The organism is Litoribrevibacter albus, from assembly GCF_030159995.1.
Lineage (GTDB): Bacteria > Pseudomonadota > Gammaproteobacteria > Pseudomonadales > Litoribrevibacteraceae > Litoribrevibacter > Litoribrevibacter albus.
This window is the reverse complement of the sequence record NZ_BSNM01000009.1, coordinates 141982-165462: the sequence shown is the minus strand read 5'-3', so window position 1 is coordinate 165462 and position 23481 is coordinate 141982. Positions and strand designations below refer to the sequence as shown.

The following is a 23481-nucleotide window of genomic DNA, read 5'->3' as shown; positions in this document are numbered from 1 at the left end:
CTTTCAGCTCGTTTTGGAAGATGACAAGGATAGATAATGGCCGGTGCAAGCCTTTTAACCTTAATTGATGACATTGCAACCTTATTGGATGACGTTGCCGCTTTATCAAAAGTTGCGGCAAAGAAAACGGCGGGGGTACTTGGAGATGATCTTGCCGTAAACGCAGAACAAGTGAGTGGCGTTAAAGCTGATCGTGAACTGCCTGTAGTTTGGGCAGTTGCAAAAGGGTCATTCAAAAACAAATTCATCCTGGTACCCGCTGCACTAGCAATCAGTGCGTTCATTCCCTGGTTAATTACCCCCTTGTTGCTAATGGGTGCCTGTTTCCTTTGTTTTGAAGGTATTGAGAAAGTACTTCATTGGTTATTCCCTCATAAAGAAGAGGATAAGCAAGCCCATGATGCCTTGGTTGAGGCGGTCAGTCATGAAGAGGTGGATATGGTGGCCTTCGAACAGAAGAAGATTAAAGGGGCCATTCGAACCGATTTTATTCTCTCCGCAGAAATTGTCGTGATTGCTCTTGGAACCGTTCAAGAAGCGACGATCCAAATGCAAGCCTTGGTGGTATCGACGGTAGCCTTGTTAATTACCTTTGGTGTCTATGGTCTAGTGGCAGCCATTGTGAAACTGGACGATGCCGGTTTGTATTTGCTGGAGAAGGGTGAAAAGCCTTCTGGCAGTCAATTGCTCAAGATTGTTGGAAAGGGGTTGTTAAGCTTTGCGCCTAAGCTGATGAAAACCCTAACCGTGGTTGGAACCGTGGCCATGTTCCTTGTGGGCGGTGGTATCTTTACTCATGGCGTTCCTTTCCTTCATCACTTTACTGAAGAGTCTTCAGCCGCATTCGAACATTTACCTTCTATGGGCTATATCTTAGGAGAGGTTACTCCTGTCTTTATCAATATGGGGGTTGGCCTAGTTGTAGGTTTGTTGGTGCTGGCTGCCGTCAAGGGTATCCAGTCTGTGAGAAAACCACAGCAGGGGCATTGATCGGCTCAAATTAAACGTCCATTAAACGTCTACAATGCGTTAGGCGTTTAAGCGTGGCCGGGTAAATTCAAAAAGGGCCTTTCAGGTGTTCATGAATTTACTCTGCTTTCTTTGCTGTCATTTTTGCTGCAATCATGAGAGGGAGTTCGTAAATGACTCAGCAACTTATTCCGTCTGAAACACGTGCTCATCTACTTGAGTTCGTGGAAGACGGAAAAATCCCGGTCGAACATCAGGAGCAGGCGGTCGTTGCAGCTGGTGTCCGTCCCAATTCCGGTACCTGGTTTCTTTTTCTCGATAAGCTTTTGTTGATCCTGGGTGGTTTGGCACTGAGCTTTGCATTGCTATTTTTCATAGCCTACAACTGGCAGGAATTAGGCCGTTTCGCCAAGTTTGCCATCGTGGAAGTGGCTGTGATCATCGGCACCCTGGTGTTTGTTCGTCGATCCTCTAAAGACTTAATGGCCCGAATTGCGTTATTGGGAGCCTCGATCTCTCTGGGTGTGTTGATGGCGCTTTACGGCCAGACGTATCAGACGGGGGCTGACCCCTGGGAACTCTTCTTTAACTGGGCATTATTGATTACGCCTTGGGCTGTTGTGGGCCGTTTTTCTGTGCTTTGGATGTTTTGGCTTGGGCTTCTTAACGTTTCCTTGATTCTTTATCACCACACCTTTGGCCGGTTCTTTTGGGTGATGGGGCGAGAGCATGAATTATTGTGGATGCTTTTTGCTTTCAACTTATGCGCCTGGGTTGCCTGGGAGTTGCTTAGAAACAGGTTTCGTTGGCTCAATGATGATTGGTCTGTACGGATTATTGCGACAGCTTCAGGGGCCTGTATTACCTGGTTGTCTGTCGATGCCATTCTTCGGCCTTATGGGCTTTCAGGCTTTTGGGTCTGGATGATTTGGTGCGTGGGAATCCTGTACCTGTATCAGTTTGTGAAGCGTGATTTGTTTATCTTAGCGGGTGCCTGTTTATCGACCATTGTGGTGGTGATGAGTTTCTTGATTGAAGAGGTCATGAAGTTTGATTCGGCGGGCAGTTTTCTCTTTATCTCGTTGGCAATGATCGCAATGGGAGGCGGCTCGGCCATGTGGCTGCGTAGTCTGCATGTGAGGTGGCTAAATGAAGAGTAAATCGGATCAACGTCGTCAACTTTGGGAACGCTTGTCTTCTCAGGGGCTGACTCAAGGTGAGCTGAATGAGCTGCCTTTGCAATCGAACCCGTGGTTTGTCAAAACCCTGATGGCCTTTTCAGGTTGGTTGGCTGCGCTGTTTTTAATGGGCTTTATTAGCATCGCGTTGGAATTCATCATTGAGAACATGATGATCAGTTTCTTCACCGGTGCGGGGCTGATAGCGTTGTCCTTTTCAATGCTTGCAAAGGTGGAACGCGAACGCCTTCAACATCGTGTTTCCAAACAGGAGTTTTTAGAGCACTTGGCTCTTGCCATTAGTCTGGCGGGGCAGATCTTAATTGGGATTGCGATCTTTGATTTTGTGGATGATGTGTCGGACAGTGATGTGCCAGCAATCATTGCCTTTGGTGTGTTGCAAGCCATCTTGTCTGTGATCATGCCAAACTATTTGCATCGTTTGTTATCCGCCTTTACTGCGGTGTTTTTCTGGTATTTTGCCTGCGTCGTTCGCAATTCTGGGCTCAATGGGGTGGAAACCTTGTTGGTTCCTGCGGTGCTTTTGGGGGTATGTTGGGTGTGGCTCAATGAGTTTCGATTAACCCAACGCTTTCCCTTCATTCAGCCCATCGCTTATGGCGCTACGCTTGCTTTGGTTTACATCAAAGGGAGCCTGATGTTCTCTCAGCACAGTTTGGTTTGGTACATGCGTGATACGGAAGAACTGGTGGTTGATGTGTGGGTCGGAGAGTTAGCGACAACGTTGGTATTACTTTATGCCGTTACCCGATTGCTTCAATCGCAAGCCATTGAACTTTCCTCACCAAAATCTATGGCTGCAATTGTGGGTTGTCTATTGGCTGGTGCGATTTCTTTTGAAAGCTACGGTATCAGCTTGGGTGTGTTAATTATTTTATTAGGATTCCACAACAGCAATCGTTTGTTGATGGCGGTAGGCGTTGTCTCGATGTTGTTTTATATCAGCTCGTATTATTACTTCCTGGATGTGACCTTATTGGTTAAATCTTTCACATTGTTGGGCATTGGTGCTGTGCTACTTTCAGGCCGGTGGATGATGCTGAAAAAGTGGGGGGCGTAACTGTGCTTGGTATTGGACCTTCTGAAAATAAACAAGATAAGTATCTGAACCTTGTGGCGCTTGCTACGTTGGTGATTGCGCTGTTATTGACGAATGTGTCGATTTATCAAAAAGAACAACACATTGCTCATGGTCGTACCGTGCTACTTAATTTGGCGCCTGTCGACCCTCGTTCGTTGATGCAGGGCGACTATATGGCCTTGCGCTTTATGGTTGAAAACGAAATTTATAACCATCACCCTCGCAATGAAGAAGATAGAAGCCGATGGGGTAACGATCTTAAACCTGGCGATGGTATGGTGGTGGTTGAGCTGGACGAAAACGGAGTGGGAATCTTCAACGCTCTCTACGACGGTCAAGCGTTGAAAGAGAACCAAGTGCTGATGAAATACCGCATTCGTAATGATCGTGTGAAGTTTGCTACCAATGCCTTCTTTTTTGAAGAAGGTCAGGCAGACATCTATGAAATTGCTGAGTACGGCCAATTCCGTGTGAATGATGACGGCGAGCTGCTGTTGGTGGCGATGTTTGATAAAAACTACCAGAAGCTTGAACCTTTGCCTGCTAATTCAGCAGAATAATCCGAGCTTTTTTAACCTACTCCTGATGTGTATCTGGTCCCATCTCAATCCAGTCACCAACGGCCTGGATTGGGCTGGGATCATTCTCTTTTGAGACCCAAACTGCTACCGCGTACTGAGTTGCCGGATGTGCCTGTACGAGAGTCGTCATATCGGGAAACGCGATGTTAGTTACTGAACGATCCGCCTGACTTATCAAAGGTGCTGAATCGTAGGCTAACGCCACAAAATCCTGAACGAAGGTTTTTCCCCGGTTTTCGCCCCGTTTGATGTAATCTTCAAGACCGAATCCCATGATGACCAGGTGCGCTGTCAGGGCTTGGAGCTTCTCTTGTTTGTGTTCGAATTGAATGTTTGTCCGCTTTGACTGAGCTGTTTTGTTTGATGACAGGTCATCCGGAATGTCTACCGTCAACACGCCTGCGTTGCTGAGACTTTCGGCGGTCATCGATTTTCGGTAGAACCAGCCATTCCATCCTTTGCCATTTAAAATGAAGCCTGGCGTTGCCACCGTGCGGCTATGGCCCAGTCGCTGATAACGTCGTTGACGTTCAGAAAAAAGCGGATTGGAGTATCGATCTCTCCAGCCAAGGTAATCCCAATAATCCACCCGGAAGTTTATCGGAATCAGTTCTTTCCACAGTTTAGGATCATCAGTAAAGCCGGATATCCATTTCTCTGCGGGCGGACAACTGCTGCAACCTTGTGAGGTATAGAGCTCTAACATTACCGTTTGGTGGTTTGGGCTAACCAGCGTTTGCCCGTTGGCGAACCAGGAGAGGGTGAGTAACAATGGTAATGCGCTGATTCGCATAAGAAAAACCTTTTGCTTTTCCGCACTCTTCATTAAAAAAAGTGAGGTAGGGGATAAGTTAATTGTAGTTAGGAATTTAAACGATTCAGACTGTACTTTGACTGCAAAAAGATGCACATTCAGCGTTCTGGTTTCGACATTTGAGGGAAGTTGATGAAGATTTACGGAGATATTCAGTCGGGCAATTGCTACAAAATCAAACTGCTGGTTGAGCTGTTAGGGCTAAGCTACGAGTGGATTCCAGTGAACATTTTGGCTGATGAGACTCAGACAGCTGATTTTCTTGCCAAGAACCCGAACGGTAAGGTGCCTGTGCTTGAACTGGATGATGGCCGTTGCCTGTCGGAGTCCAACGCTATCTTAAATTACCTGGCCGAAGGCACCCTGTATTTACCAGACGACTCATTCGCAAGAGCGAAGGTGTTGGAATGGCAGTTCTTTGAACAGTACAGTCATGAGCCATTTATTGCGGTTGCTCGCTTCATCAATAAATACTTGGGGATGCCGGAAGACCGAAAAGCCGACTTCGAAAGTAAGCAAGCGGGTGGTCATAAAGCCCTTCAGGTGATGGAAAGGCAACTCAGCAAAACCGACTTTCTGGTGGGCGATCGTATGACCACCGCCGACATCACCTTGTACGGATATACCCATGTGGCGGATGAAGGTGGTTTTGACTTGGCCCAGTATCCGGCCATTGAAGCCTGGATTAAACGTATTCAACAATTGCCTGGTTATGTCGGGATGTCTTAGGCCGGCTTCCTCATGACGGCCTATTTCACAAAAGGTAATACCAGTGGCTTTGGTGATGCCCTGATTGTCGAAGCTCGGGGCTTAGCGCTTTTACTGTCAACGATCGCTGACGCTGGTATTCAGGAACTAAGTGTACCTGAGGTCCATCGTGTTGATCGGCAGACGCTGATGATCGAACGTATTCATTCGTCAGTGGCTTCTTCTGATCAAGTGGCGCGGTTAGGGCGGGGGCTCGCTAAGCTCCATCAGATCAAACAAGCAGATTACGGTTTAGAGTACGACAATTACATCGGTCTGAACCCTCAGAAGAACGGCCAGTTTAACGATTGGGGACGCTTCTTCGTCGAACAACGCTTGGCTTACCAAGTGTCCTTAATTAAGTCATCGCCATTAAGACAGACGTTTCAAGCCTGTTTGGATAGCGTTCGTGATTCACTAATCCTGTATCTTAATGAACACTGCGATCATCCGAGCTTAGTGCATGGTGATCTGTGGTCGGGGAATGTCTTGTTCGATGACCAATATTGTTGGTTAATCGACCCTGCCGTCTATTACGGGGATCGGGAAGTGGATCTCGCGATGACCGAACTGTTTGGTGGATATTCTTCCGATTTCTACCAAGCCTATGACGCTGAGTACCCAAGAACGAAGGCGTATTCATCCAAGAAAATCATCTACAACCTTTACCATTATTTAAATCACTACAACCTGTTTGGTGACAGTTATTTGAGTGCCTGCGAACAGGGTTTCCAATGGCTAGAACAGACATTCATTCGATAGGGATAACCTGATGAGTAGTATTTTTGACAAGATTCCCAGTGAACTTCCCACGGAAGTGTTTGAAGACATCATCAGTCACCAAGGGGTTCGTATTGAACGTATTCTCTCTCACGGTCATACATCCCCTGAATCCGGTTGGTATGATCAGGAAGAACATGAGTGGGTGTTGGTCTTAAAAGGTGCGGGCACGGTAGAGTTTGAAGACGGTTCCAGCGTCACTTTGGAACCAGGGGAGTATTTGAACATTCCTGCGCATACCAGGCATAAGGTCAGTTGGACAGACCCGAATCAAGTTACCTTATGGTTGGCCGTTTTTTATTGATGAGGCTCCCTAGGGCCAGATATTCGATGTAAGGTCATCTATGAGGCGTGATTAGAGCTATCTTCAATATTAGACATCAGGAATTCTCCATTAAGAATTAGAGAATAGAGATAGCTTCATTATTAACAGGCTTACCCCATGGCTGACTTTCAGCAGGGCTCTGAGATTAGATCCCCGTGCGTTCGTAACTGTTGTTTAGACATGAATGATGTGTGTTTAGGCTGCTTTCGTACCTATGAAGAAATTCTGGAGTGGTCACACGCGACGGATGAACGACGTGAGGCAATTCTGAATCTGGCTCAAACACGTAAAGATCAACATCAGAACCGAAAGCTCGCGCGTTCTTGCTCGATCTCTTAGATAGTATCTTCCGGCCTTCATTCTTAACTATTCACTTCTTTGATGACTAACTGTACCCATTAATTAAACCTATTTTGACTCTGTTCTGCCGAAATGCAGCGCTTGATAATCAGCAGTTGTTATTGAGTGACTCGTCAGTTGTTCATGGAATTCACTAAAACACGGGATGAAGGGGTTAATCATGGAAACTCAAACCCAGTCTGTATTGATTGATCATTTATTAATGGGGAAAACCCAGCCGTTTGGGCCTAAAGGTGAGCCAAGTGGTATTCACAAAACTCAGGTGTCAGAGGTCGTTTCGATTACCTTTCTAGGATTTGCAGGTGATGAACAAGGCGACTTACGTGTTCATGGTGGGCGAGAAAAAGCCATTCACCATTACCCGAGAGAACACTATCAATCTTTGCAGCCTATGTTTCCGTCTATTGAATTTGCGGTAGGTGGATTTGGTGAAAATATGTCGTCTCATGGTCTGTTGGAGAAGGATGTGTGTCTAGGGGATATTTTTCAGTTTGGCACGGCCAAGCTCCAGGTGTCTCAAGGCCGACAACCGTGTTGGAAATTGAACGAACGCTTTGGTGATAAAGCGATGGCGAAGACCATTCAAAAGCAAGGTCTGACGGGGTGGTACTACCGTGTTCTGGAAGAAGGCGAAGCCAAAGCCGGTGATACCTTGATGTTCCTGGAACGAGTTAGTACTGAAGCCAATCTACATCGGGTTATGCATTGCTTACACAGAGACCCTCTGAATATCAAAGAAATGGAAGTATTGGTGGATGTGCCTGAAATCCCTGAAGGTTGGCGTAATATTTTTAGGAAGCGTCTCGCTAAAGGTCAGGTGGAAGACATGTCTGGCCGTTTAATAGGGGCTCATGCGAAGTCGGTCTAAGGCGTTTAAAGCTGATCTTACCGGAGTAGTCCCTGCACATGCTGATGCATTGCAGCCAGATAGACGCATTTCTATGCGAAGAAATCCGTGAACAGACTCTGCAATAGATACATCCCTTAATCCTTATGCTAGCTTAGGATTTATTTTCGGGAATGAGGTCTCTATGGATTTTATATCGATCTATCTGGTGGATATGTATCAGCTGGCACTGAGTGGCGACGATCAAGCAATCTTCTTTTGGATTGCAGCGTACGCCTGGTTGATGTGTACCATCTCCGTGATCTGGCAAATCAGAGTTTCCCGCTGGCCTTTTGTGGCCGGGCGCCTGTTACGTCATGGCCTTGAGAAAGTAGGCAGAGAAGCAGTGCGTGTTGAACAAGCCTATCAGGCATCGGCTGTGTATGAGTATGAGGTAGACGGGCAGCCTTATACCGGCAGCCGGGTTTCTTATTTGGTCATGACCGGCAGCGGTGGTTTTAAAAACGTAGGCGAGACTCAACTAAAAGGCATTCAGCGTCTTCCAGATGGTTCAGTGAAAGTCTTTTATAACCCCCGACGCCCTAAGAAATCTATGTTGGTGATACCGGGAGTGACCAGTATCACCGTTACCTTTGTTTTGAGTCTGGTGATGCCGTTTTTCTATTTCCTGAAGTTCTACACCTAGCGCTATCATTCATTGCTTAACAGCGTTCTCATCCATTGCTTAACAAGGTACTCATCACTTCAATCATGATGTAACCAAAGCCAATGGTGGTCGGTAGGAAGGCGGCGCAGACAATGATTTTCCCGATCACAGTGTCGCTTTGGCCTGCTTTTGGATTAATGGATTTCAACAAGAAACCAAACGGGTTGTAGATTGCACCGAAGCACAACAACGCAATAATGGCTTTAGGAATGTCGAGCTGTAGATGCACAATACTGAAATAGGCCACGCCCAGTAGAGCGGTCATGATTGTGTAGTCGACGTGTGAACGAATCAAATTTTGTGGTGCTTTGAATACCTTCTTTAGCGACTTTACACCGCCGTAGTAAATCAATGTGGCAATCCAGGCCTCGACCAAAGAAATAACCAGAATCAGCGCCGCCGTGAATAGAATCCAGGTATTGGATATTTCAGAAAAGCTAACGCTGGGTAGATTTGATTCAACCATTCAATGAACTTCCTTTTGTTGTTTTAGTGTGCTTGTTTTATATGTTTGTTTTACGTGCTTCTTATAATAACGTCGGCCTAAAAAGCCGTGATAATGCCATGAAAGCGTTGGAATTACGCCACGCGTCCTAAGCCAGAAACTGTCTGGAATCGGTGGTAAGTCATTTGATACTGCGCCAGGCGTGACCTGAGCGATTACCACGCCTTGACCTTCATCCCAAGAGCGCATTGCCAACACCTGCCCATAACCATCAATGATTGCGGTGTTGCCTTCCATGTTGCCTTGATAGGTGATCGGGAGACCAGGAGTAGGGCAATCAAAGGCATTGCAGTGCGCGGCATGTACAATGGGCACACCAAGCAATCTTGCGGTGTCTTGAACACATTGAAGGCTGTTCTGATTGTTTGCCGTTTCCATATGTGACGCCAGCCAAGCGGGCCAGTTATTCGGAATGCTCCACCAATTTGAACCGCCCAGAAGAATATCTATCTTCCCGCGAAGTCGTCGTGATGTCGCTGTTCTCATAAATTCCCAGCACACGGCACTGCCGATTCTAATCTCATCAGCACGTCCTAGTGCTCCGGTGTCTGAAGCATCCCCAGCTTCGTACAGACTACTTTCCCACATGGTTGGCAGATCTTTGTCATGAACGCCAACAAGGTGCCCCTCGTTAAAACAAAAATAACGATTTCGGACGCCGCCGGATGGTTCGCGATAGAGCAATGACCCGCCAATAACAATGCCTAGTTCCTGGGATAGTGAACGAAGAAACTCAAGGCTTACTCCCGAGTCATCTTCTATGCAGTCTGCCAGTTCAGGCTTCCAACAAAAGCCGGTATTAAAAAATTCAGGCAGGGCAATCCAGCGGGCGCCTTGGGCGCGTGCCTCTAAGACTAAGGCTCTGCACTGTTGAAGATTTCGTGATACATTGCCTATGTCTGTGTCTAATTGAATTGCTGCTACCGTAATTGGTTGGGTGTTTGGCATGATGAACTACGTCTACCGGATAAAACAAACTGTGATGGTAGAGGAGTGTATCAAGCCGCATGTTTGGCATCTTGTAAGATTAGGCTGTTCGTTTCTTGGATAAATCAACGTATGGATAAAATTCTTCACATTCGACCTGAACACGCGGTGTTTTTAGGGAACTTCGGGGTTGCTTCCAAACATCGTCATGGTGCGCTGGTTTTGCTTATCGGGTTGTCCGGGCCTTTTCAGGTGCAATTGACTGACGATACGGTGGTGAGTTGTCGAAGTGCCTTGATCGATGCCCATGTGGAGCACGCGGTTGATTGTCTGGATGAACATCTCGCAGCGCTCTACTTTGAAACCTCATCAGAACTTGGTCGAGGACTACAGCACACATTTTTGCGCGAACAGCCTGTTGTCTTTGATATTGTGATCAGTGACTTCTTCAATAAGCGCATTGAACGCAGGATTCTAGCCGCTGACTTACCGTCATTACTTTGTAAGCCGCTGGAATACCCTGACATTCTCTTGGACACTCGGATCATCAACTGTTTGTCGATGATGCAGCAGAGTGAATTTCTCGACGCCTCCCAAACGGAGGTTGCACAGTACATAGGCTTATCTAATTCGCGATTGAATCATTTGTTTAAACAGAGTGTGGGCGTGCCGTTTCGGCATTATAAACTGTGGTCTAAACTGTCGCTTTTCATGCACGACTATCATTCAACCGCCAATCTGACTCAATCGGCTCTAAACACCGGGTTCTCGGATGCTTCTCACCTAAGTAACAGCTATCGCAAAATTTTCGGTATTACCCCGTCCAAGGTGTTCTCCAACCTGGATGAGTTTGTCGTCGCCAGATAGCGCATAAAAATAGTCGGTTAATTGGCCATAATATGCATTTTCATCCTTTGGATGGGTTGTCTTAGCTGAGAAGTTTTTATAGCCTAATTTCTCCATTGGTTCGGGACAGGGAAACATCACCGAACCGGTATAACAAGAATTAAAATAATCAAATAACAAGAGTTATCATGGCAGACAAGTATAAATACATAGGGCCTTTGTACGATTTCCTTAGCACCATTTATGGTGGTGAATCGATTCATAACTGCAAACGAGCAATGCTTTGCGAAGAACATGTGAAACCGGGCGACAAAATCTTAATTGCAGGTGCAGGGCACGGCAAAGATGCCATTCGTGCGGCTGAGATGGGCGCTGATGTGACGGTGGTTGATCTTTCCAAAACCATGCTCGAAAAACTTCAAAAAGCCTTTGATAAACACCCGAAAGACCTCAAAGTAAACGTCGTACATGCTGATATCTTGAAGTTCGAAGAATACGACAAATACGACATGGTTATCGCCAATTTCTTCCTTAACGTTTTCTATAAAGACACCATGCTCACCTTCATGGATCACCTGATCAAGTTGACCAAACAAGGTGGCAAGTTTGTAGTTGGGGACTTCGCCTTCCCGAAAGGCAATGTTATCAGCCGAGCCATCCAAAAAGGCTACTGGTACATCGCGGCGATCATCTTCTACTTCGCCTCCGACAATGCGATTCATGAAATCTACAACTACCCGGAACTGATGAAAGAACGTGGCTTGGATATCGCTGATGCTCGCCACTTCCGTTATCTGGGGATGAACTGCTATACCTCGGTGTTGGGTGTGAAGTAGTTCGGCCTAATATTTACGTAAAAGATAACTGCATAGATCCCAGCTTCGGCTGGGATTTTTTGTTTTGGGGTTATAGGAGAAACGTCCTGATCACCGACTTGGAGTCGCATTTTGGCCTAGCCTGATCATAACTTATTGAAATTAAACAAGGCTTTTGGTTTTTTGACGCTTTTTGGGAATACATAGATCAAACACAATAGACGCATTTTGGGAAAATAGACCAAATGATTGCGTGTTAAGCTGTTGTTTTAATAGTGAATACGTCGGAGAATGGTTCGCAATATAGGAAAAACTGATCTGCGTCTTAGGGACGCAGAATTCGCTGTTATGACAGAAAGGATACGGTGTGAAATACCTTGCTTTTTTACTAATTTTAATTCCCTGCATTACATTATCCAAGACCTACTCTGAATTGGGAGCAGTAAATAGCATACCACCATCCTTCAATTGTGATTTGGCTTCTACCGAGATTGAAAAGAAGATATGTTTTAGTGAGAGTTCTCATGATTTAGGCGAGTTGGATTTCTTTCTTGGAGAGCTATTTAAAATTACGCTTAAACATAGCCCGGATAGCCTTATCGTTAGACGTACTCAACGTGAATGGTTGAAATATAGAAACGAATATTACAATCGATATGATATCGGGGATGAAGACGGATTTGAGTGCAGTAGGAAATATCTAACTGAATGCTATCAGTGGGGAATATCTAGACTTTACTATCTAATTAGACAGTTTCCAGAGGAAAAACAAGAAGCTGCATATAAAGAAATTAGTGAGGTTGAAAGAGAAATGCTTGAGCTTTGGGGTGTAGGTGATCGCAAAGAAAATCAAATTGATGACTTCTTTTACAGCTTACAAAAAGAAAGCTTACTTTCTAACATTGGCCCCGACTGTACTTACGCTACCTATAACCTAATCAAAGTATCAATGAATGCGGTTATTTATAGAGCTACTTATGGTCGTACCTGCCAAGGTATGGGACATTCGGCTGTATTGAGGTTGGCTTGTTCCATTGAAGGCCAGTATCAAGTAATAAATGAGGTAGAGCTAAATGTTGGGAAAGATTACTTGAATTATGAAAAAGAAATTTTGAAATTGAATTTAAACAGTTGTGCACAAAGCAGCTAGTCATAACAAATGTAGGCAGTGGACCGTTGGCAACTGCTACAAGCGTTATGTTTCCACAGTAGGAGAGTCATTTGCCATTTTCTTATAAGACTGAATCAAAAGAGTTTGGAAAAGCCCTGCTTGAGATGGCTATCAGAGCGCATAGAGAGCAGATTTCTCAGTACGTGTCTAAGGATAATATGCATAGCTTTCAACACGGAAGAAGCTGGCTGACGGTTAGAGAGGATGGAACAGAAGAATCATCATTCAAAGAGGCTGGCGTTGAGCTAAGTATTGGATATGAAGACCTTATTAAAAACGACATTAATCAGTTTTTTCAATTCCTTAATACTTTTATTGAAGGCTTTACCTCTCAAACTATGCAGGGCATGTTTCAGACGATAAGCGAAAGCTGTGAAAAAATTGGGAATACTGTAGACCAAAAAGAATATGTCTCTCAAGCCGAGGCGTTTTTAGAGATGCTGAAAAAAGTTGAGTTTAGCGTTAACGAAAATGGCCAAGTAGAACTCCCACAGATTCATGTCGGTACTGATGCTGCGGAACCTCTAATGCAGTCACTGGAAGCACAGGATGAAGAATTTCATGCAGAAGTAGAAAGAATAAAACAAGAAAAATCTGAGGCAGCACTATTAAAAGAAAAAGAAAGACTAAATAGGTACAAAGGTATAGATATATGAAGGCTTATTTAGTCTCTATTGGTTGTGACAACTACCAGAGTGAAACGCTTAATAATCTGTCCGGTGCTGAAAATGATGCATTAGCGGTTTATGATGTCTTAGTTGACTCAGAATACTCGATATACGAAAAAGAAAGCTCATATTTTCTGAAGTCCCCAGTAATAAGTGATGTTAAAGGAACGCTCGAAGAAGCTTTATTCGATAAAGAATGTCCAGATATTTTTACGTTATTCTTCGCGGGGCACGGAGGGGTGGTTGACGGTACGTACTACCTTTGCTTAAACGAGACTAAGACAGACAGAATGAGCTTTACTGGACTATCGCTAACCGAGATCTTTAGAATAGTCTCGTCTTCGGGGGTTAAGCACGTAAATTTGGTCATTGACGCCTGTAACACCGCAGGATTAGTTAATGACTTGTTGTCTCTGATAAAACCCGAACTTATGGGAGCTAAAGGTTCATTTGGTATTTCAATACTAGCAGCAGCTGCCTCAGATGAATATGCTGGTGAGGTGGCGGGCCAAGGACTACTAACAGGTAGTCTAATAAATCTAATTTCTGGAAGAGACAAAGTTAATTCAGATGTTGAATTCCTCGATCTTGTAAATCTAGGACGTGTAATTTCGACGAAATTTATACAAGAAGGAAGGGATCAGACACCTTCTTCTTGGGGGATGAATCTTTACGGGCCAAGCATATTTTCTAAAAATCCATATCATAGTCAAGATGACACAATTTCAACTCATGATTTTTCGTTTATTCCACCTGCGTCTAGAGTCGGAATGGTGCTACTGAATTATAAAGATGATCTTTGGGGGCTATATGACGACCTAGGCAATACAGAAGGTGTTCGTGAATTTTTAGAGGTGATTAGATCTGCAGGGGAAGCAGTTGATAACACTGATGATCTAGTAACCTTGCTAAAAGGCGTTGGCTATCGATTCATAGAGAAATTTAGTCCTGAATATGATTTTAAACAGCTTGAGCTGATCAACGCTATTTCCACAGTCCTCATTCCTCACTTGTCAAACGAGAAGGCTCGAGTAGCCTTTTCTGAATTCATGGCTTTATTCAAGTTTTATGGAATCAGATTGCTTGATGATACATTGGAAAACCTTCAAGAAGACAAATATTACTTGATAAACAAGGAAGGGGCTGGATTTGATGTACTATCAAATTATTACTATTTACCTATCAGATTATCAAAGCTGGTAGGGTATTTTTCGCAATTATTATTGGTTGACGAAGGGGTAAACGAAAAAGTTTCTGCATTCCTTGATTTGGTTCGTAAGGACTATAGTGGCCACCTTATGGTTATGTCTGAAGAGCAGGCTCCGTACCTACATTCTTTTTTTGGGGTATACCATGCTTTAGGTAAAGGGGAGCAAGTTAAAGACCTCCTTATCTCCTATATGCGCGACTATATTGGCTGTACAGGACAAGTTGCGGCTCTTAATTTGCCTGCTGAAAACACGTTAAAATTCCTAATTCAAAGATATACACAGAATAAGGTGAATATAGAGTACAAGTCCAATCCGGATAGTCTGGGTGCTTCATTATTACTACAGTCTAATGCCTATGGCATAGGTGAAGATGTAGATTTAGTTTTGCATGCTTTGGATAGGCATAGTTTTCACCTATTTATCCCCGGAAATATTGGCCAGTTTGGAGGTAAAATAATAGAAAACGGATTCAATATGGTTCTCCGATGTGGATCAAATTTTTGGACGTGCAAAGACTTCAGCGATATTGTTAAAGAGCATTTTGAAAAATATTCAGAAATTGATCTTTCTTCCTTAAGCTCTATTGAGAAATATTCCTGTGTTGCCAGTTCTTTTGTTCAACCTGATCGTATTCCTCTAATGGTTTAATCCGTGAAAAAACATAACAATCGCAAGCACTCGGAACAATTCTCCGCTTCGCTACAAATTGTCCGGTGTTGCGGGCGTTAGAAGTAATCGGGAATTCGAGCATATGGAAATATTCACAGAAGGAAATCTTATTCTTTGGGATAAAAGTGAGCTTGAAAGAGCTGAAAAAGAGGTTTCTGCTGAAGAGGTTATTTCACTTAGAGTAGGAGCCAAATGCTACAGTGAAGTTGGATTATCAAACTTGTATAAGCGAATTGCGAAATACAAGAATATTACTAAAGTTTCAGTTGCCGATGATCGTATTCTTGATCCGGATATGTCTAGTGTAAAAGCCAAATTTGAAAAGCTATTTCCAAATGCAAGTTTTGAGTGGAGTTATGATTTACTCGTAGGTGGAAAGCACGGAAGGTAAATTACTTCTAACATCTATATGACCGGGGGTTGTCAAGGCGCAAAAACTTGAAGGCCCTCCAAGGTCAGAGCTCGATTCTTAATAGTCTGTTCTGTTTCCTCTTATTGGCACCACTGCCGATTCTTTCATTGCTGTTGTCAGTTCGTAAGAACTGTCGGAGTGCCGAACCATCACCAACATCTATCGTGGTTCTACTGAGGATACCCTCAGCATGTGTCTATCCTCAAAAAGTCGTGAGGTGACACCCTAGAAATCAATCCGTTACCCTCGCATCCGGCGCTTCAATAGTCGGGCTCGCTTAACTACATGCGTCCAGTTATAAGTCACTCGAACGAAGGGCAGCTCCAACGCGAAACAGGCGGACTACTCATTACCAATTCAAGACAGAGGTCCTCTAGACTTACTTTTACCAGCTAACAGCGAGTTACTGTTTCTCAGCATTCGTGGTCAACCATTCTTCTCTATACTTTAAACGGAGCCATTGTTTTTGTTGGCAGGACAAAAAACAGTATGGGTGGAGAATGTGATGATGTACAAAAATCGAATTTTTTATAGCTTCTTTTTACTTCTATTTCTTGCATCAGTTAATCCGAGTGCGCTTAGCGCTCCTTTGGATGGACTGCATTTTATTGGCGAGACTGGTATGCAAGGCAGTACGGCAGATCAGGATGGCGATGATGAACTTAGTTTTACCAACGGTATGTTTTCATCGTCAGGATGCGTTGAGTGGGGATTTAGTCCCAGCGTATATACAGCTGAAGAAACGGCCGATGGCATACAATTTATGTCTACCTCACTAAGTGATGATCACGGAAAGATCGTTTGGGAGGGAACCGTACGAGGAAAAAACATTGAAACGACTTTTACATGGACGAAGGAGCGTTGGTGGTGGAGTGATGCACACCAAGTAAAATGGTTTAAAGGAAAGCTAAAGGAATGATGTAACCATGTGTGTGAATGCGATTATGCATTTCATGTATATCGGCAATTACTAGGGGCAGGGTGCCCCTTAGCTTGGCTGTTAATTCGGTTCCGGCTGTAGAAGAGAAATATTTAAATCCCCAACTTATCCCTCAATCCATAATAGAACGCACCAATGGCGGTGTAAGGCACTCTAAACATGCGTCCGCCAGGGAATGGGTAGTGTTTCAACGCAGCAAAGGAGTCAAAGCGCTCTGCGTGGCCTTTGATGGTTTCCGCTACCAGTTTACCAACCAAATGTGTTGTGGTGACGCCATGACCGCTGTAGCCCTGAGCGTAGTAGATTGTATCAGTTAGTCGGCCTAGTTGTGGGAGGCGGCTCATGGTCAGAAGGAAGTCGCCGCCCCAGGCGTAATCAAATCGAACGCCTTTCAATTGAGGGAAGGTCTTTTCTAAGTGTCCACGTACAAACTGTTCGATAGAAGCCGGGTCGCCACCGCCGTAGGTCACACCGCCGCCGTACAGCAGTCGGTTATCACGGGTGACACGATAGTAGTCGAGCTTGAAATTACAGTCCTCAACGCAATGGCCTTTAGGAATCAGTGATCGAGCGGTGCTTTCATCCAGGACTTCGGTGGTAACAATCTGAGTGCCGCACGGCATGGATTTAGCCGATAACTCAGGGACTAATCCGCCCATATAAGCATTACCTGCGAGTAGTAGGTAGTCGCAGGTGATGGAGCCTTGTTCGGTGAAGACTTTCGGGCGCTTGCCTGGGGTGTGTTCGTTGCGATCAATTTTGATAACTGTTGAGTCTTCAAAGATTTGTCCACCTAAGGATTCGAAGGCGGCAGCTTCGCCAAGCACCAGATTGAGCGGGTGAATGTGTCCGCCTGAATGATCCAGTAAGCCGCCAATGTATCGATCAGTGGCAATGTGTTCACGGATGGCGTCTTCATTCAGGAGTTCTAACTGATCATTGCCGTAGCGTTCCCAAAGGGCTTTTTGCTCTTTTAGTTCGTTGAATTGTTTGTCATTAAAGGCCGCAAAAATACCGCCTTCTTTGTAGTCACAGTCGATGTTGTACTTTTCAATGCGCTCACGAATGATGTTGCCACCTTCGAAGGCCATATTGCCCAGTGCGCTGCCGAGGTCCGAACCGTAGTTGTTTTCAATGGTATCAATGTCTCGGCTGTAGCTGTTTACTAATTGGCCGCCGTTGCGTCCGCTGGCTCCAAAGCCAATGCGTGCGGCTTCCAGTACGATCACTTTATAACCCGCTTCAGCCAAATGTAGGGCGCTGGAGATACCTGTAAAACCGGCACCTAGAATACAGATTTGGGTGTCTAGAGCTTCAGTAAGAGGGGGTCGATCGCTTTTCTGATTCGCTGTGGCTGCGTAATAAGAATTGGTATGCGGCGTACGTTTCATATCAGCTCCTGACCTTGGTTTGTCTACTACTGAGGGTTATGAGTTTTGTTTTTCGTTATTCTTGGTTCGATTTGTCTTTGTTTATCTGTCTTGCTTTATCTGTACTAAATGATCTTCTGAAATGCTCAGGCTTCGTAAATGACGTAGATCTTTTTACAATAGCTTGGTACTTCCCAGGTGCCCTGAAAACCAGCGGGAATCACAAAGTGATCGCCTTGTTTTACTCGTTTGGTGTTTCCGTCGGCATCATGAATGATGGATTCACCTCCCAGAATGACGCAGTACTCATCTTCCGTGTAGCTGACTTTCCAATGCCCGGCTTGAGCATCCCAAATTCCGGTGTGAAATTTATCATCTTTGGACGAGAAAACATTCCAGACATTTTGTTCTGGGCGACCAGAAAGGATTTTCTCATCGTCAGGGAGGTAATTGTCAGCAGGGATGTTATCCGCGCTGACATCTTTAATGCTTTGAATGCTCATAATCGACTGTTCCAAAATGGTTGGCTGTCCTAAAAAAGCCCTCATGATTTTTTGGAAATCAGGGGAGGGCGAACAAGGGATGTTCTCTTGTGCTATTTAGGCGGTTTTATTGATCGCTTATTTCATCGTCGGCATGACGAACTCAGCCCCGATGTCGCCTTCCGGCCAACGAACCGTGACGGCTTTGCGTTTGGTGTAGAAACGAACGCCTTCAGGGCCATGAACATGGTTGCTGCCAAACAACGAACGTTTCCAACCCCCAAATGCATGGAACGCCATCGGTACAGGGATAGGCACATTCACGCCTACCATGCCCACCTGAATGTCATGTGTAAACTTGCGGGCCACTGCACCGCTGCGGGTAAATATACTGGTGCCGTTGCCGTATTCATGATCGTTGATCATTTGGGCGGCGGTGGCGTAATCAGGAACACGCACCACACAAAGGACCGGGCCAAAGATTTCTTCCTGGTAGATGGTCATGCCGGTGGTTACGTTGTCGAATAAACAGCCGCCCATGAAGAAGCCATTTTCACAGCCATCGACAGACAGATCTCGGCCATCAACAACCAGAGTAGCGCCTTCAGAAACACCGGTATCTACATAGCCTTTCACTTTGGCTAAATGTTCTTTGGTGACCAGTGGCCCCATGTCCAGGCCTCGATTAGCACCATTACCGATTTTAAGCTCGCGAGTTTTGGCGGCTAATTTTTCGACCAGTTCATCCGCAATGTCCCCCACGGCAACGGCCACAGAGATCGCCATACAGCGTTCACCTGCAGAGCCATAAGCAGCACCCATCAACGCATTTACGGCTGAATCGATGTCGGCATCCGGCATGACAACCATGTGGTTTTTGGCACCGCCTAACGCTTGAACACGCTTGCAATGCTTGCTCGCGGTGGAGTAGATATACTCTGCAATTGGTGTCGAACCTACGAAGCTGACCGCCTGAATGTCGGGGTGCGTCAGAAGGACATCAACGGCTTCTTTATCACCATTCACAACATTGAAAACACCATCCGGGAGGCCACATTCTTTTAACCATTCGGCGATCAATAGAGAAGCTGATGGATCTTTCTCTGAGGGTTTCAAAACGAAGGTGTTGCCACAAGCAATGGCCACAGGCCACATCCACATAGGTACCATTGCCGGGAAGTTAAATGGTGAAATACCAGCAACAACGCCTAGCGGCTGATTGACAGAATAAGCATCAACATCACTACCTACTTGTTCAGTAATTTCACCTTTCAGCATCTGAGGGATGCCACATGCAAACTCAACCACTTCAACACCGCGAATGATTTCGCCTTTAGCGTCTTCAAAAACTTTACCGTGCTCTGAGCTGATCAGCTCAGCCAGTTCGTCAATGCGTTCATCCAGAAGCATCTTAAACTTGAAAAGAATTCGGGCGCGATTCAACGGGGTAACTTTCGACCAGCTTTCGAATGCGGTTTTGGCCACCGAGATTGCTTCTTCAACCTGGCTTGCCGATGCCAGAGACACTTCTGCGGTTTGTTCGCCCAAAGCGGGGTTAAAAACAGGCGCTTGGCGCTCGCTCGGAGCGGTAACTTGACCGTTAATAAAGTGAGTAATTTGCTTCATGTGAATTCCGTACTTCTAATGTATTTAAAGTCGTTAATCTTTGTCGTTACGCTTATTGATTGCTTGCTAAAAACCAGTACTTGTAAAAACCAGTAGTTGTAAAAACCAGTAACTGTAAAAGAGAATAGGGCAATTAAAGCGTTTTAATGGCATTGCCTAGCGATGCAACCAGTTCATCAATTTGGTTTTCGCTGATAATCAGTGGCGGTGACATGGCAATCACATCGCCTGTGCATCGAACCAAGGTGTTTTCTTTCCAGAAACAATGGTTAAAGGCTTTGTAGCCGCGCTCACCTAGTTTGTCCCCTTGATGGAATTCAACCGCGCCGACCAGACCGTAGTTACGAATGTCTTTTACGACATCGTATTCACGAAGCGAGTGAAGTGCTTCTTGCCAGTGCTGTTCTAATTCGATGGCTTTATTAAACAGATTTTCTTGTTCATAAATGTCCAGCGTAGCAAGTGCCGCAGCCGCTGCAACCGGATGACCGGAATAGGTGTAACCGTGGAAGAGTTCAATGACTTCCTCTGGCCCATGCATGAAGGCATCGTGGATGAAGTCCTGTACAAAGACGGCACCCATTGGGATTGCACCATTGGTCAAGCCTTTCGCAGTAGTAATGATGTCTGGAGTAACGCCCATGCGGTTTGCTGCAAAGGCTTCACCCACACGACCATACCCGGTAATTACTTCATCAAAAATTAGGAGGATGTCGTTTTGGGCGGTAATTTCACGAAGGCGCTTTAGATAGCCTTGCGGTGGCATATAAACACCACCTGAGCCAACAACGGGTTCAACAATAACAGCGGCAATGTTTTCGGCACCATGAAGTTGAATCATTGTGTTCAATTCTTCGGCCAGTTCAACACCATGATCAGGTAGGCCTTTACTGAAGATGTTTTCTGGTGTCCATGCATGTTGCAGATGATCGACGCCAGTAAGAAGGCTACCGAAGAAACGACGGTTGTTGCCCAGACCGCCTACAGAAATGCCACCGAAGTTGGTGCCGTGATAGCCTTTTTCACGACCAATTAGACGTGTCTTGCTGCCATTGCCTTTGGCCTTATGATAAGCCAATGCAATTTTAAGCGCGGTGTCGACGGATTCTGAACCCGAGTTTGTGAAGAAAACATGGTTCATGCCTTCCGGGCTGTGCTTAACTAGACGTTGTGCTAGCTCAAACGGAAGAGGATGGCCCATTTGAAAGGTAGGTGCGTAATCCAGCTCGTGAATTTGTTTGGCAACTGCCTCTGAGATTTGTTTACGTCCGTGGCCAGCATTCGTACACCATAGTCCTGCGGTGCCATCCAGAATGGATCGGCCATCATCCGACTTGTAGTACATCCCTTCTGCTGAGACCAATAAACGTGGCTCAGCTTTAAACTGACGGTTGGCAGTGAAGGGCATCCAAAAAGCATCAAGAGAAGTGGATGACATGATTGAAACCTCTGTTTGTTATTTTGAACATATGTTTGGGAGTGTATGTCAAAAAAATAAAACATCAAGCCTTTGATTGAAGAAAATAACAAAAAGCCAACATTTGTCTTTCGTGATGCCTTCGGGAGCTCATAAAACCTGGCTTCTTTGTTTTTAATAATAAAGTGAGATTAAAAACTTTGTGTTCGATATATTGAAAATGTTGCAGCTTTTGGAGTAAGGTCTATCTTCAAATTGAACGTCAAACAATAGGTAATCGATATGACTAATGTTCAAAGTCTTGAATACTGGACTGCTCTTAAAGAGCAAATCACTATGGAAGGTCGTGCATTTATCAATGGTCAGTTAGTCGATGCACAAAGTAGAGACACCTTTGATTGCATCAGTCCTATCGATAATGGTTTGCTTTGCAAAGTAGCCAGTTGTGATGATGTCGATGCCAATATTGCGGTAAGTGCTGCCCGAGCTGCTTTTAATTCCGGGGAATGGTCCAATAAAGCGCCTGCTGAGCGCAAAAAGGTTTTGCAAGCATTTGCTGATTTGATTGAGGCTAATGCTGAAGAGCTTGCGTTACTTGAAACCCTTGATATGGGTAAGCCGATTAATGACTCTTTTAATGTAGACGTGAATGCGACCTTACGCGCATTACGTTGGACGGCAGAAGCCACAGATAAAATCTACGACGAAATTGCGCCAACTCCCCATAATGAATTAGGCATGGTCACTCGCGAAGCGGTAGGCGTTGTAGCGGCAATTGTACCTTGGAATTTCCCAATGATCATGGCGACCTGGAAATATGCACCAGCCTTGGCAATGGGTAATTCGGTGATTCTTAAACCGTCCGAGAAGTCTCCGCTGACTGCTATTAAACTTGCCCAACTGGCTAAAGAAGCGGGCATTCCTGATGGGGTATTCAATGTGCTTCCTGGCTTTGGTCATACGGTGGGTAAAGCGTTAGCGCTTCATATGGACGTAGATACCTTGGTGTTCACCGGTTCTACGGGTGTTGCCAAGCAACTGATGGTGTTTGCTGGTCAATCCAACATGAAACGGGTATGGACCGAAGCGGGTGGTAAATCGCCGAATGTGGTGTTTGCCGATGCGCCAGATCTGGATGCCGCTGCCGAAGCTGCAGCCAGTGCTATTTGTTTCAATCAGGGGGAAGTCTGTACAGCCGGTTCTCGTTTATTGGTAGAAGATAGCATTGCGGATGCGTTTATGGAGAAGGTCAGGGCAGCCGTTAAAAACTGGAAGCCTGGCAACCCTCTTGATCCGGAAACGAATGTCGGCGCCATTGTTGATGAAACCCAGTTAGAGAGAGTTTTGGGGTACATCGAAAAAGGTCAAAGCCAAGGTGCGAAACTGACTGTAGGAGGTAGTAAAGTCGCTCCTGTTTCCGGTGGCATGTACGTTGAGCCAACGGTGTTTGAAAACGTGGACTCGACCATGGCGATTGCAGAAGAAGAAATCTTTGGCCCTGTGCTGTCTGTGATCCGTTTTAAAGACGAAGAACAAGCACTCAAGATTGCTAATGACTCAGTGTATGGCTTAGCGGCTGCAGTGTGGACATCCAATCTGAGCCGCGCTCATCGATTTGCGAAGGGCTTAAAAGCTGGCTCAGTTTGGGTTAATCAGTATGATGGTGGTGACATGACTGCGCCGTTTGGTGGTTACAAACAGTCAGGTAATGGCCGTGATAAATCGCTTCATGCCTTTGATAAGTACTCAGAAATCAAGGCAACCTGGATTAAGCTTTAGTGAATGTATCAGTGATGGGTTACCAATTAGGTAGCCCTTTTTTGTAAACTCTAAACACTATTTTTTAGTAATAGTTCTCATTTGTGTTCTGTATACGGGCTGGGTGCACTGGTTTAGTGCGATATATTAGTGATAATATAGTCAATATCAATTGCGACTTACTTAGTTAAGTCATTCAGTCTTAACGAACAAGTTCTACAGTGGTCAACGGCCGCGTCGAGTGTTTCATTCTTT

General features: G+C 45.2%; 25 protein-coding genes. 18 read left to right on the top strand and 7 right to left on the bottom strand.

From position 1 onward, the window contains the following. The first annotated feature begins 36 nt into the window (after positions 1–36). The 4 genes from QQL66_RS06715 (at position 37) to QQL66_RS06700 (ending at position 3809) form a co-directional block, all read left to right on the top strand. The gene (locus QQL66_RS06715; RefSeq protein WP_284380255.1) at positions 37–990 is read left to right on the top strand and encodes a DUF808 domain-containing protein; all 954 of its coding nucleotides are present in this window, start codon (positions 37–39) and stop codon (positions 988–990) included. Between the two features lie 152 nt (positions 991–1142). Beyond that, complete coding sequence (locus QQL66_RS06710; RefSeq protein WP_284380252.1) at positions 1143–2129, top strand: DUF2157 domain-containing protein; 987 nt, start codon at positions 1143–1145, stop codon at positions 2127–2129. Then, complete coding sequence (locus QQL66_RS06705; protein WP_284380250.1) at positions 2119–3228, top strand: DUF4401 domain-containing protein; 1110 nt, start codon at positions 2119–2121, stop codon at positions 3226–3228. The genes QQL66_RS06710 and QQL66_RS06705 overlap by 11 nt, the downstream gene beginning before the upstream one ends. A gap of 2 nt (positions 3229–3230) precedes the next feature. Further along, positions 3231–3809 carry a GDYXXLXY domain-containing protein gene (locus QQL66_RS06700; protein WP_284380247.1) on the top strand — a complete coding sequence of 193 codons (579 nt, stop codon included), beginning with the start codon at positions 3231–3233 and terminating at the stop codon, positions 3807–3809. Between the two features lie 16 nt (positions 3810–3825). Here QQL66_RS06700 and QQL66_RS06695 read toward each other — a convergent pair whose 3' ends face one another. Next, positions 3826–4623, bottom strand: a complete 798-nt coding sequence (locus QQL66_RS06695) for a DUF1223 domain-containing protein (RefSeq protein ID WP_284380244.1) — start codon at positions 4621–4623, stop codon at positions 3826–3828. Between the two features lie 153 nt (positions 4624–4776). Between QQL66_RS06695 and QQL66_RS06690 the strand changes: the two genes are divergently transcribed. From QQL66_RS06690 to QQL66_RS06665, 6 genes are all read left to right on the top strand, one after another. Next, positions 4777–5373, top strand: a complete 597-nt coding sequence (locus QQL66_RS06690; protein WP_284380243.1) for a glutathione S-transferase family protein — start codon at positions 4777–4779, stop codon at positions 5371–5373. A gap of 12 nt (positions 5374–5385) precedes the next feature. Beyond that, a complete protein-coding gene (locus tag QQL66_RS06685; RefSeq protein WP_284380241.1) occupies positions 5386–6153 on the top strand; it encodes a fructosamine kinase family protein in 768 nt (255 codons plus the stop codon). A gap of 10 nt (positions 6154–6163) precedes the next feature. Continuing rightward, positions 6164–6475 carry a cupin domain-containing protein gene (locus QQL66_RS06680; protein ID WP_284380239.1) on the top strand — a complete coding sequence of 104 codons (312 nt, stop codon included), beginning with the start codon at positions 6164–6166 and terminating at the stop codon, positions 6473–6475. 138 nt (positions 6476–6613) lie between these two features. Next, the gene (locus tag QQL66_RS06675) at positions 6614–6835 is read left to right on the top strand and encodes a DUF1289 domain-containing protein (protein ID WP_284380237.1); all 222 of its coding nucleotides are present in this window, start codon (positions 6614–6616) and stop codon (positions 6833–6835) included. Between the two features lie 181 nt (positions 6836–7016). Next, the gene (locus QQL66_RS06670; protein WP_284380234.1) at positions 7017–7724 is read left to right on the top strand and encodes an MOSC domain-containing protein; all 708 of its coding nucleotides are present in this window, start codon (positions 7017–7019) and stop codon (positions 7722–7724) included. A 163-nt stretch (positions 7725–7887) separates the two neighbouring features. Next, positions 7888–8388 carry a DUF3592 domain-containing protein gene (locus tag QQL66_RS06665; protein WP_284380231.1) on the top strand — a complete coding sequence of 167 codons (501 nt, stop codon included), beginning with the start codon at positions 7888–7890 and terminating at the stop codon, positions 8386–8388. 28 nt (positions 8389–8416) lie between these two features. Here QQL66_RS06665 and QQL66_RS06660 read toward each other — a convergent pair whose 3' ends face one another. Together QQL66_RS06660 and QQL66_RS06655 are read right to left on the bottom strand one after the other, a co-directional pair. Beyond that, positions 8417–8875 carry a hypothetical protein gene (locus QQL66_RS06660; RefSeq protein WP_284380229.1) on the bottom strand — a complete coding sequence of 153 codons (459 nt, stop codon included), beginning with the start codon at positions 8873–8875 and terminating at the stop codon, positions 8417–8419. Continuing rightward, positions 8876–9862 (bottom strand): carbon-nitrogen hydrolase family protein, encoded by a 987-nt coding sequence (locus tag QQL66_RS06655; RefSeq protein WP_284380227.1) that lies wholly within the window; start codon positions 9860–9862, stop codon positions 8876–8878. It abuts the gene before it with no gap. A gap of 111 nt (positions 9863–9973) precedes the next feature. Here QQL66_RS06655 and QQL66_RS06650 point away from each other — a divergent pair, with 111 nt between their 5' ends. The 7 genes from QQL66_RS06650 (at position 9974) to QQL66_RS06620 (ending at position 16552) form a co-directional block, all read left to right on the top strand. Then, positions 9974–10708, top strand: coding sequence for an AraC family transcriptional regulator (locus QQL66_RS06650; RefSeq protein WP_284380225.1), 735 nt, complete (start codon positions 9974–9976; stop codon positions 10706–10708). A 167-nt stretch (positions 10709–10875) separates the two neighbouring features. Beyond that, positions 10876–11523 (top strand): class I SAM-dependent methyltransferase, encoded by a 648-nt coding sequence (locus tag QQL66_RS06645; protein WP_284380223.1) that lies wholly within the window; start codon positions 10876–10878, stop codon positions 11521–11523. A gap of 346 nt (positions 11524–11869) precedes the next feature. Beyond that, positions 11870–12652 (top strand): lysozyme inhibitor LprI family protein, encoded by a 783-nt coding sequence (locus QQL66_RS06640; RefSeq protein ID WP_284380220.1) that lies wholly within the window; start codon positions 11870–11872, stop codon positions 12650–12652. Between the two features lie 71 nt (positions 12653–12723). After that, positions 12724–13329 carry a hypothetical protein gene (locus QQL66_RS06635; RefSeq protein ID WP_284380218.1) on the top strand — a complete coding sequence of 202 codons (606 nt, stop codon included), beginning with the start codon at positions 12724–12726 and terminating at the stop codon, positions 13327–13329. Next, a complete protein-coding gene (locus QQL66_RS06630; protein ID WP_284380216.1) occupies positions 13326–15200 on the top strand; it encodes a caspase family protein in 1875 nt (624 codons plus the stop codon). Before QQL66_RS06635 ends, QQL66_RS06630 begins: the two co-directional genes overlap by 4 nt. 103 nt (positions 15201–15303) lie before the next feature. Next, positions 15304–15612 (top strand): hypothetical protein, encoded by a 309-nt coding sequence (locus tag QQL66_RS06625; RefSeq protein WP_284380214.1) that lies wholly within the window; start codon positions 15304–15306, stop codon positions 15610–15612. A 526-nt stretch (positions 15613–16138) separates the two neighbouring features. Next, positions 16139–16552: a hypothetical protein gene (locus tag QQL66_RS06620; protein WP_284380212.1), complete on the top strand. Its 414-nt coding sequence runs from the start codon at positions 16139–16141 to the stop codon at positions 16550–16552. Positions 16553–16665: 113 nt separating this feature from the next. On the opposite strand, the gene QQL66_RS06615 is transcribed toward QQL66_RS06620, so the two are convergent. The 4 genes from QQL66_RS06615 to aptA all read right to left on the bottom strand — a co-directional run bounded on the left by QQL66_RS06615 (position 16666) and on the right by aptA (position 21489). Further along, positions 16666–17964: an NAD(P)/FAD-dependent oxidoreductase gene (locus tag QQL66_RS06615; RefSeq protein WP_284380210.1), complete on the bottom strand. Its 1299-nt coding sequence runs from the start codon at positions 17962–17964 to the stop codon at positions 16666–16668. A gap of 125 nt (positions 17965–18089) precedes the next feature. Next, positions 18090–18446, bottom strand: a complete 357-nt coding sequence (locus QQL66_RS06610) for a cupin domain-containing protein (RefSeq protein WP_284380208.1) — start codon at positions 18444–18446, stop codon at positions 18090–18092. Positions 18447–18563: 117 nt separating this feature from the next. After that, a complete protein-coding gene (locus QQL66_RS06605; protein WP_284380206.1) occupies positions 18564–20051 on the bottom strand; it encodes a CoA-acylating methylmalonate-semialdehyde dehydrogenase in 1488 nt (495 codons plus the stop codon). Between the two features lie 133 nt (positions 20052–20184). Next, complete coding sequence (gene aptA / locus QQL66_RS06600; RefSeq protein WP_284380204.1) at positions 20185–21489, bottom strand: omega-aminotransferase AptA; 1305 nt, start codon at positions 21487–21489, stop codon at positions 20185–20187. 261 nt (positions 21490–21750) lie between these two features. Here aptA and QQL66_RS06595 point away from each other — a divergent pair, with 261 nt between their 5' ends. After that, complete coding sequence (locus tag QQL66_RS06595) at positions 21751–23247, top strand: aldehyde dehydrogenase (RefSeq protein WP_284380202.1); 1497 nt, start codon at positions 21751–21753, stop codon at positions 23245–23247. Positions 23248–23481: the final 234 nt, after the last annotated feature.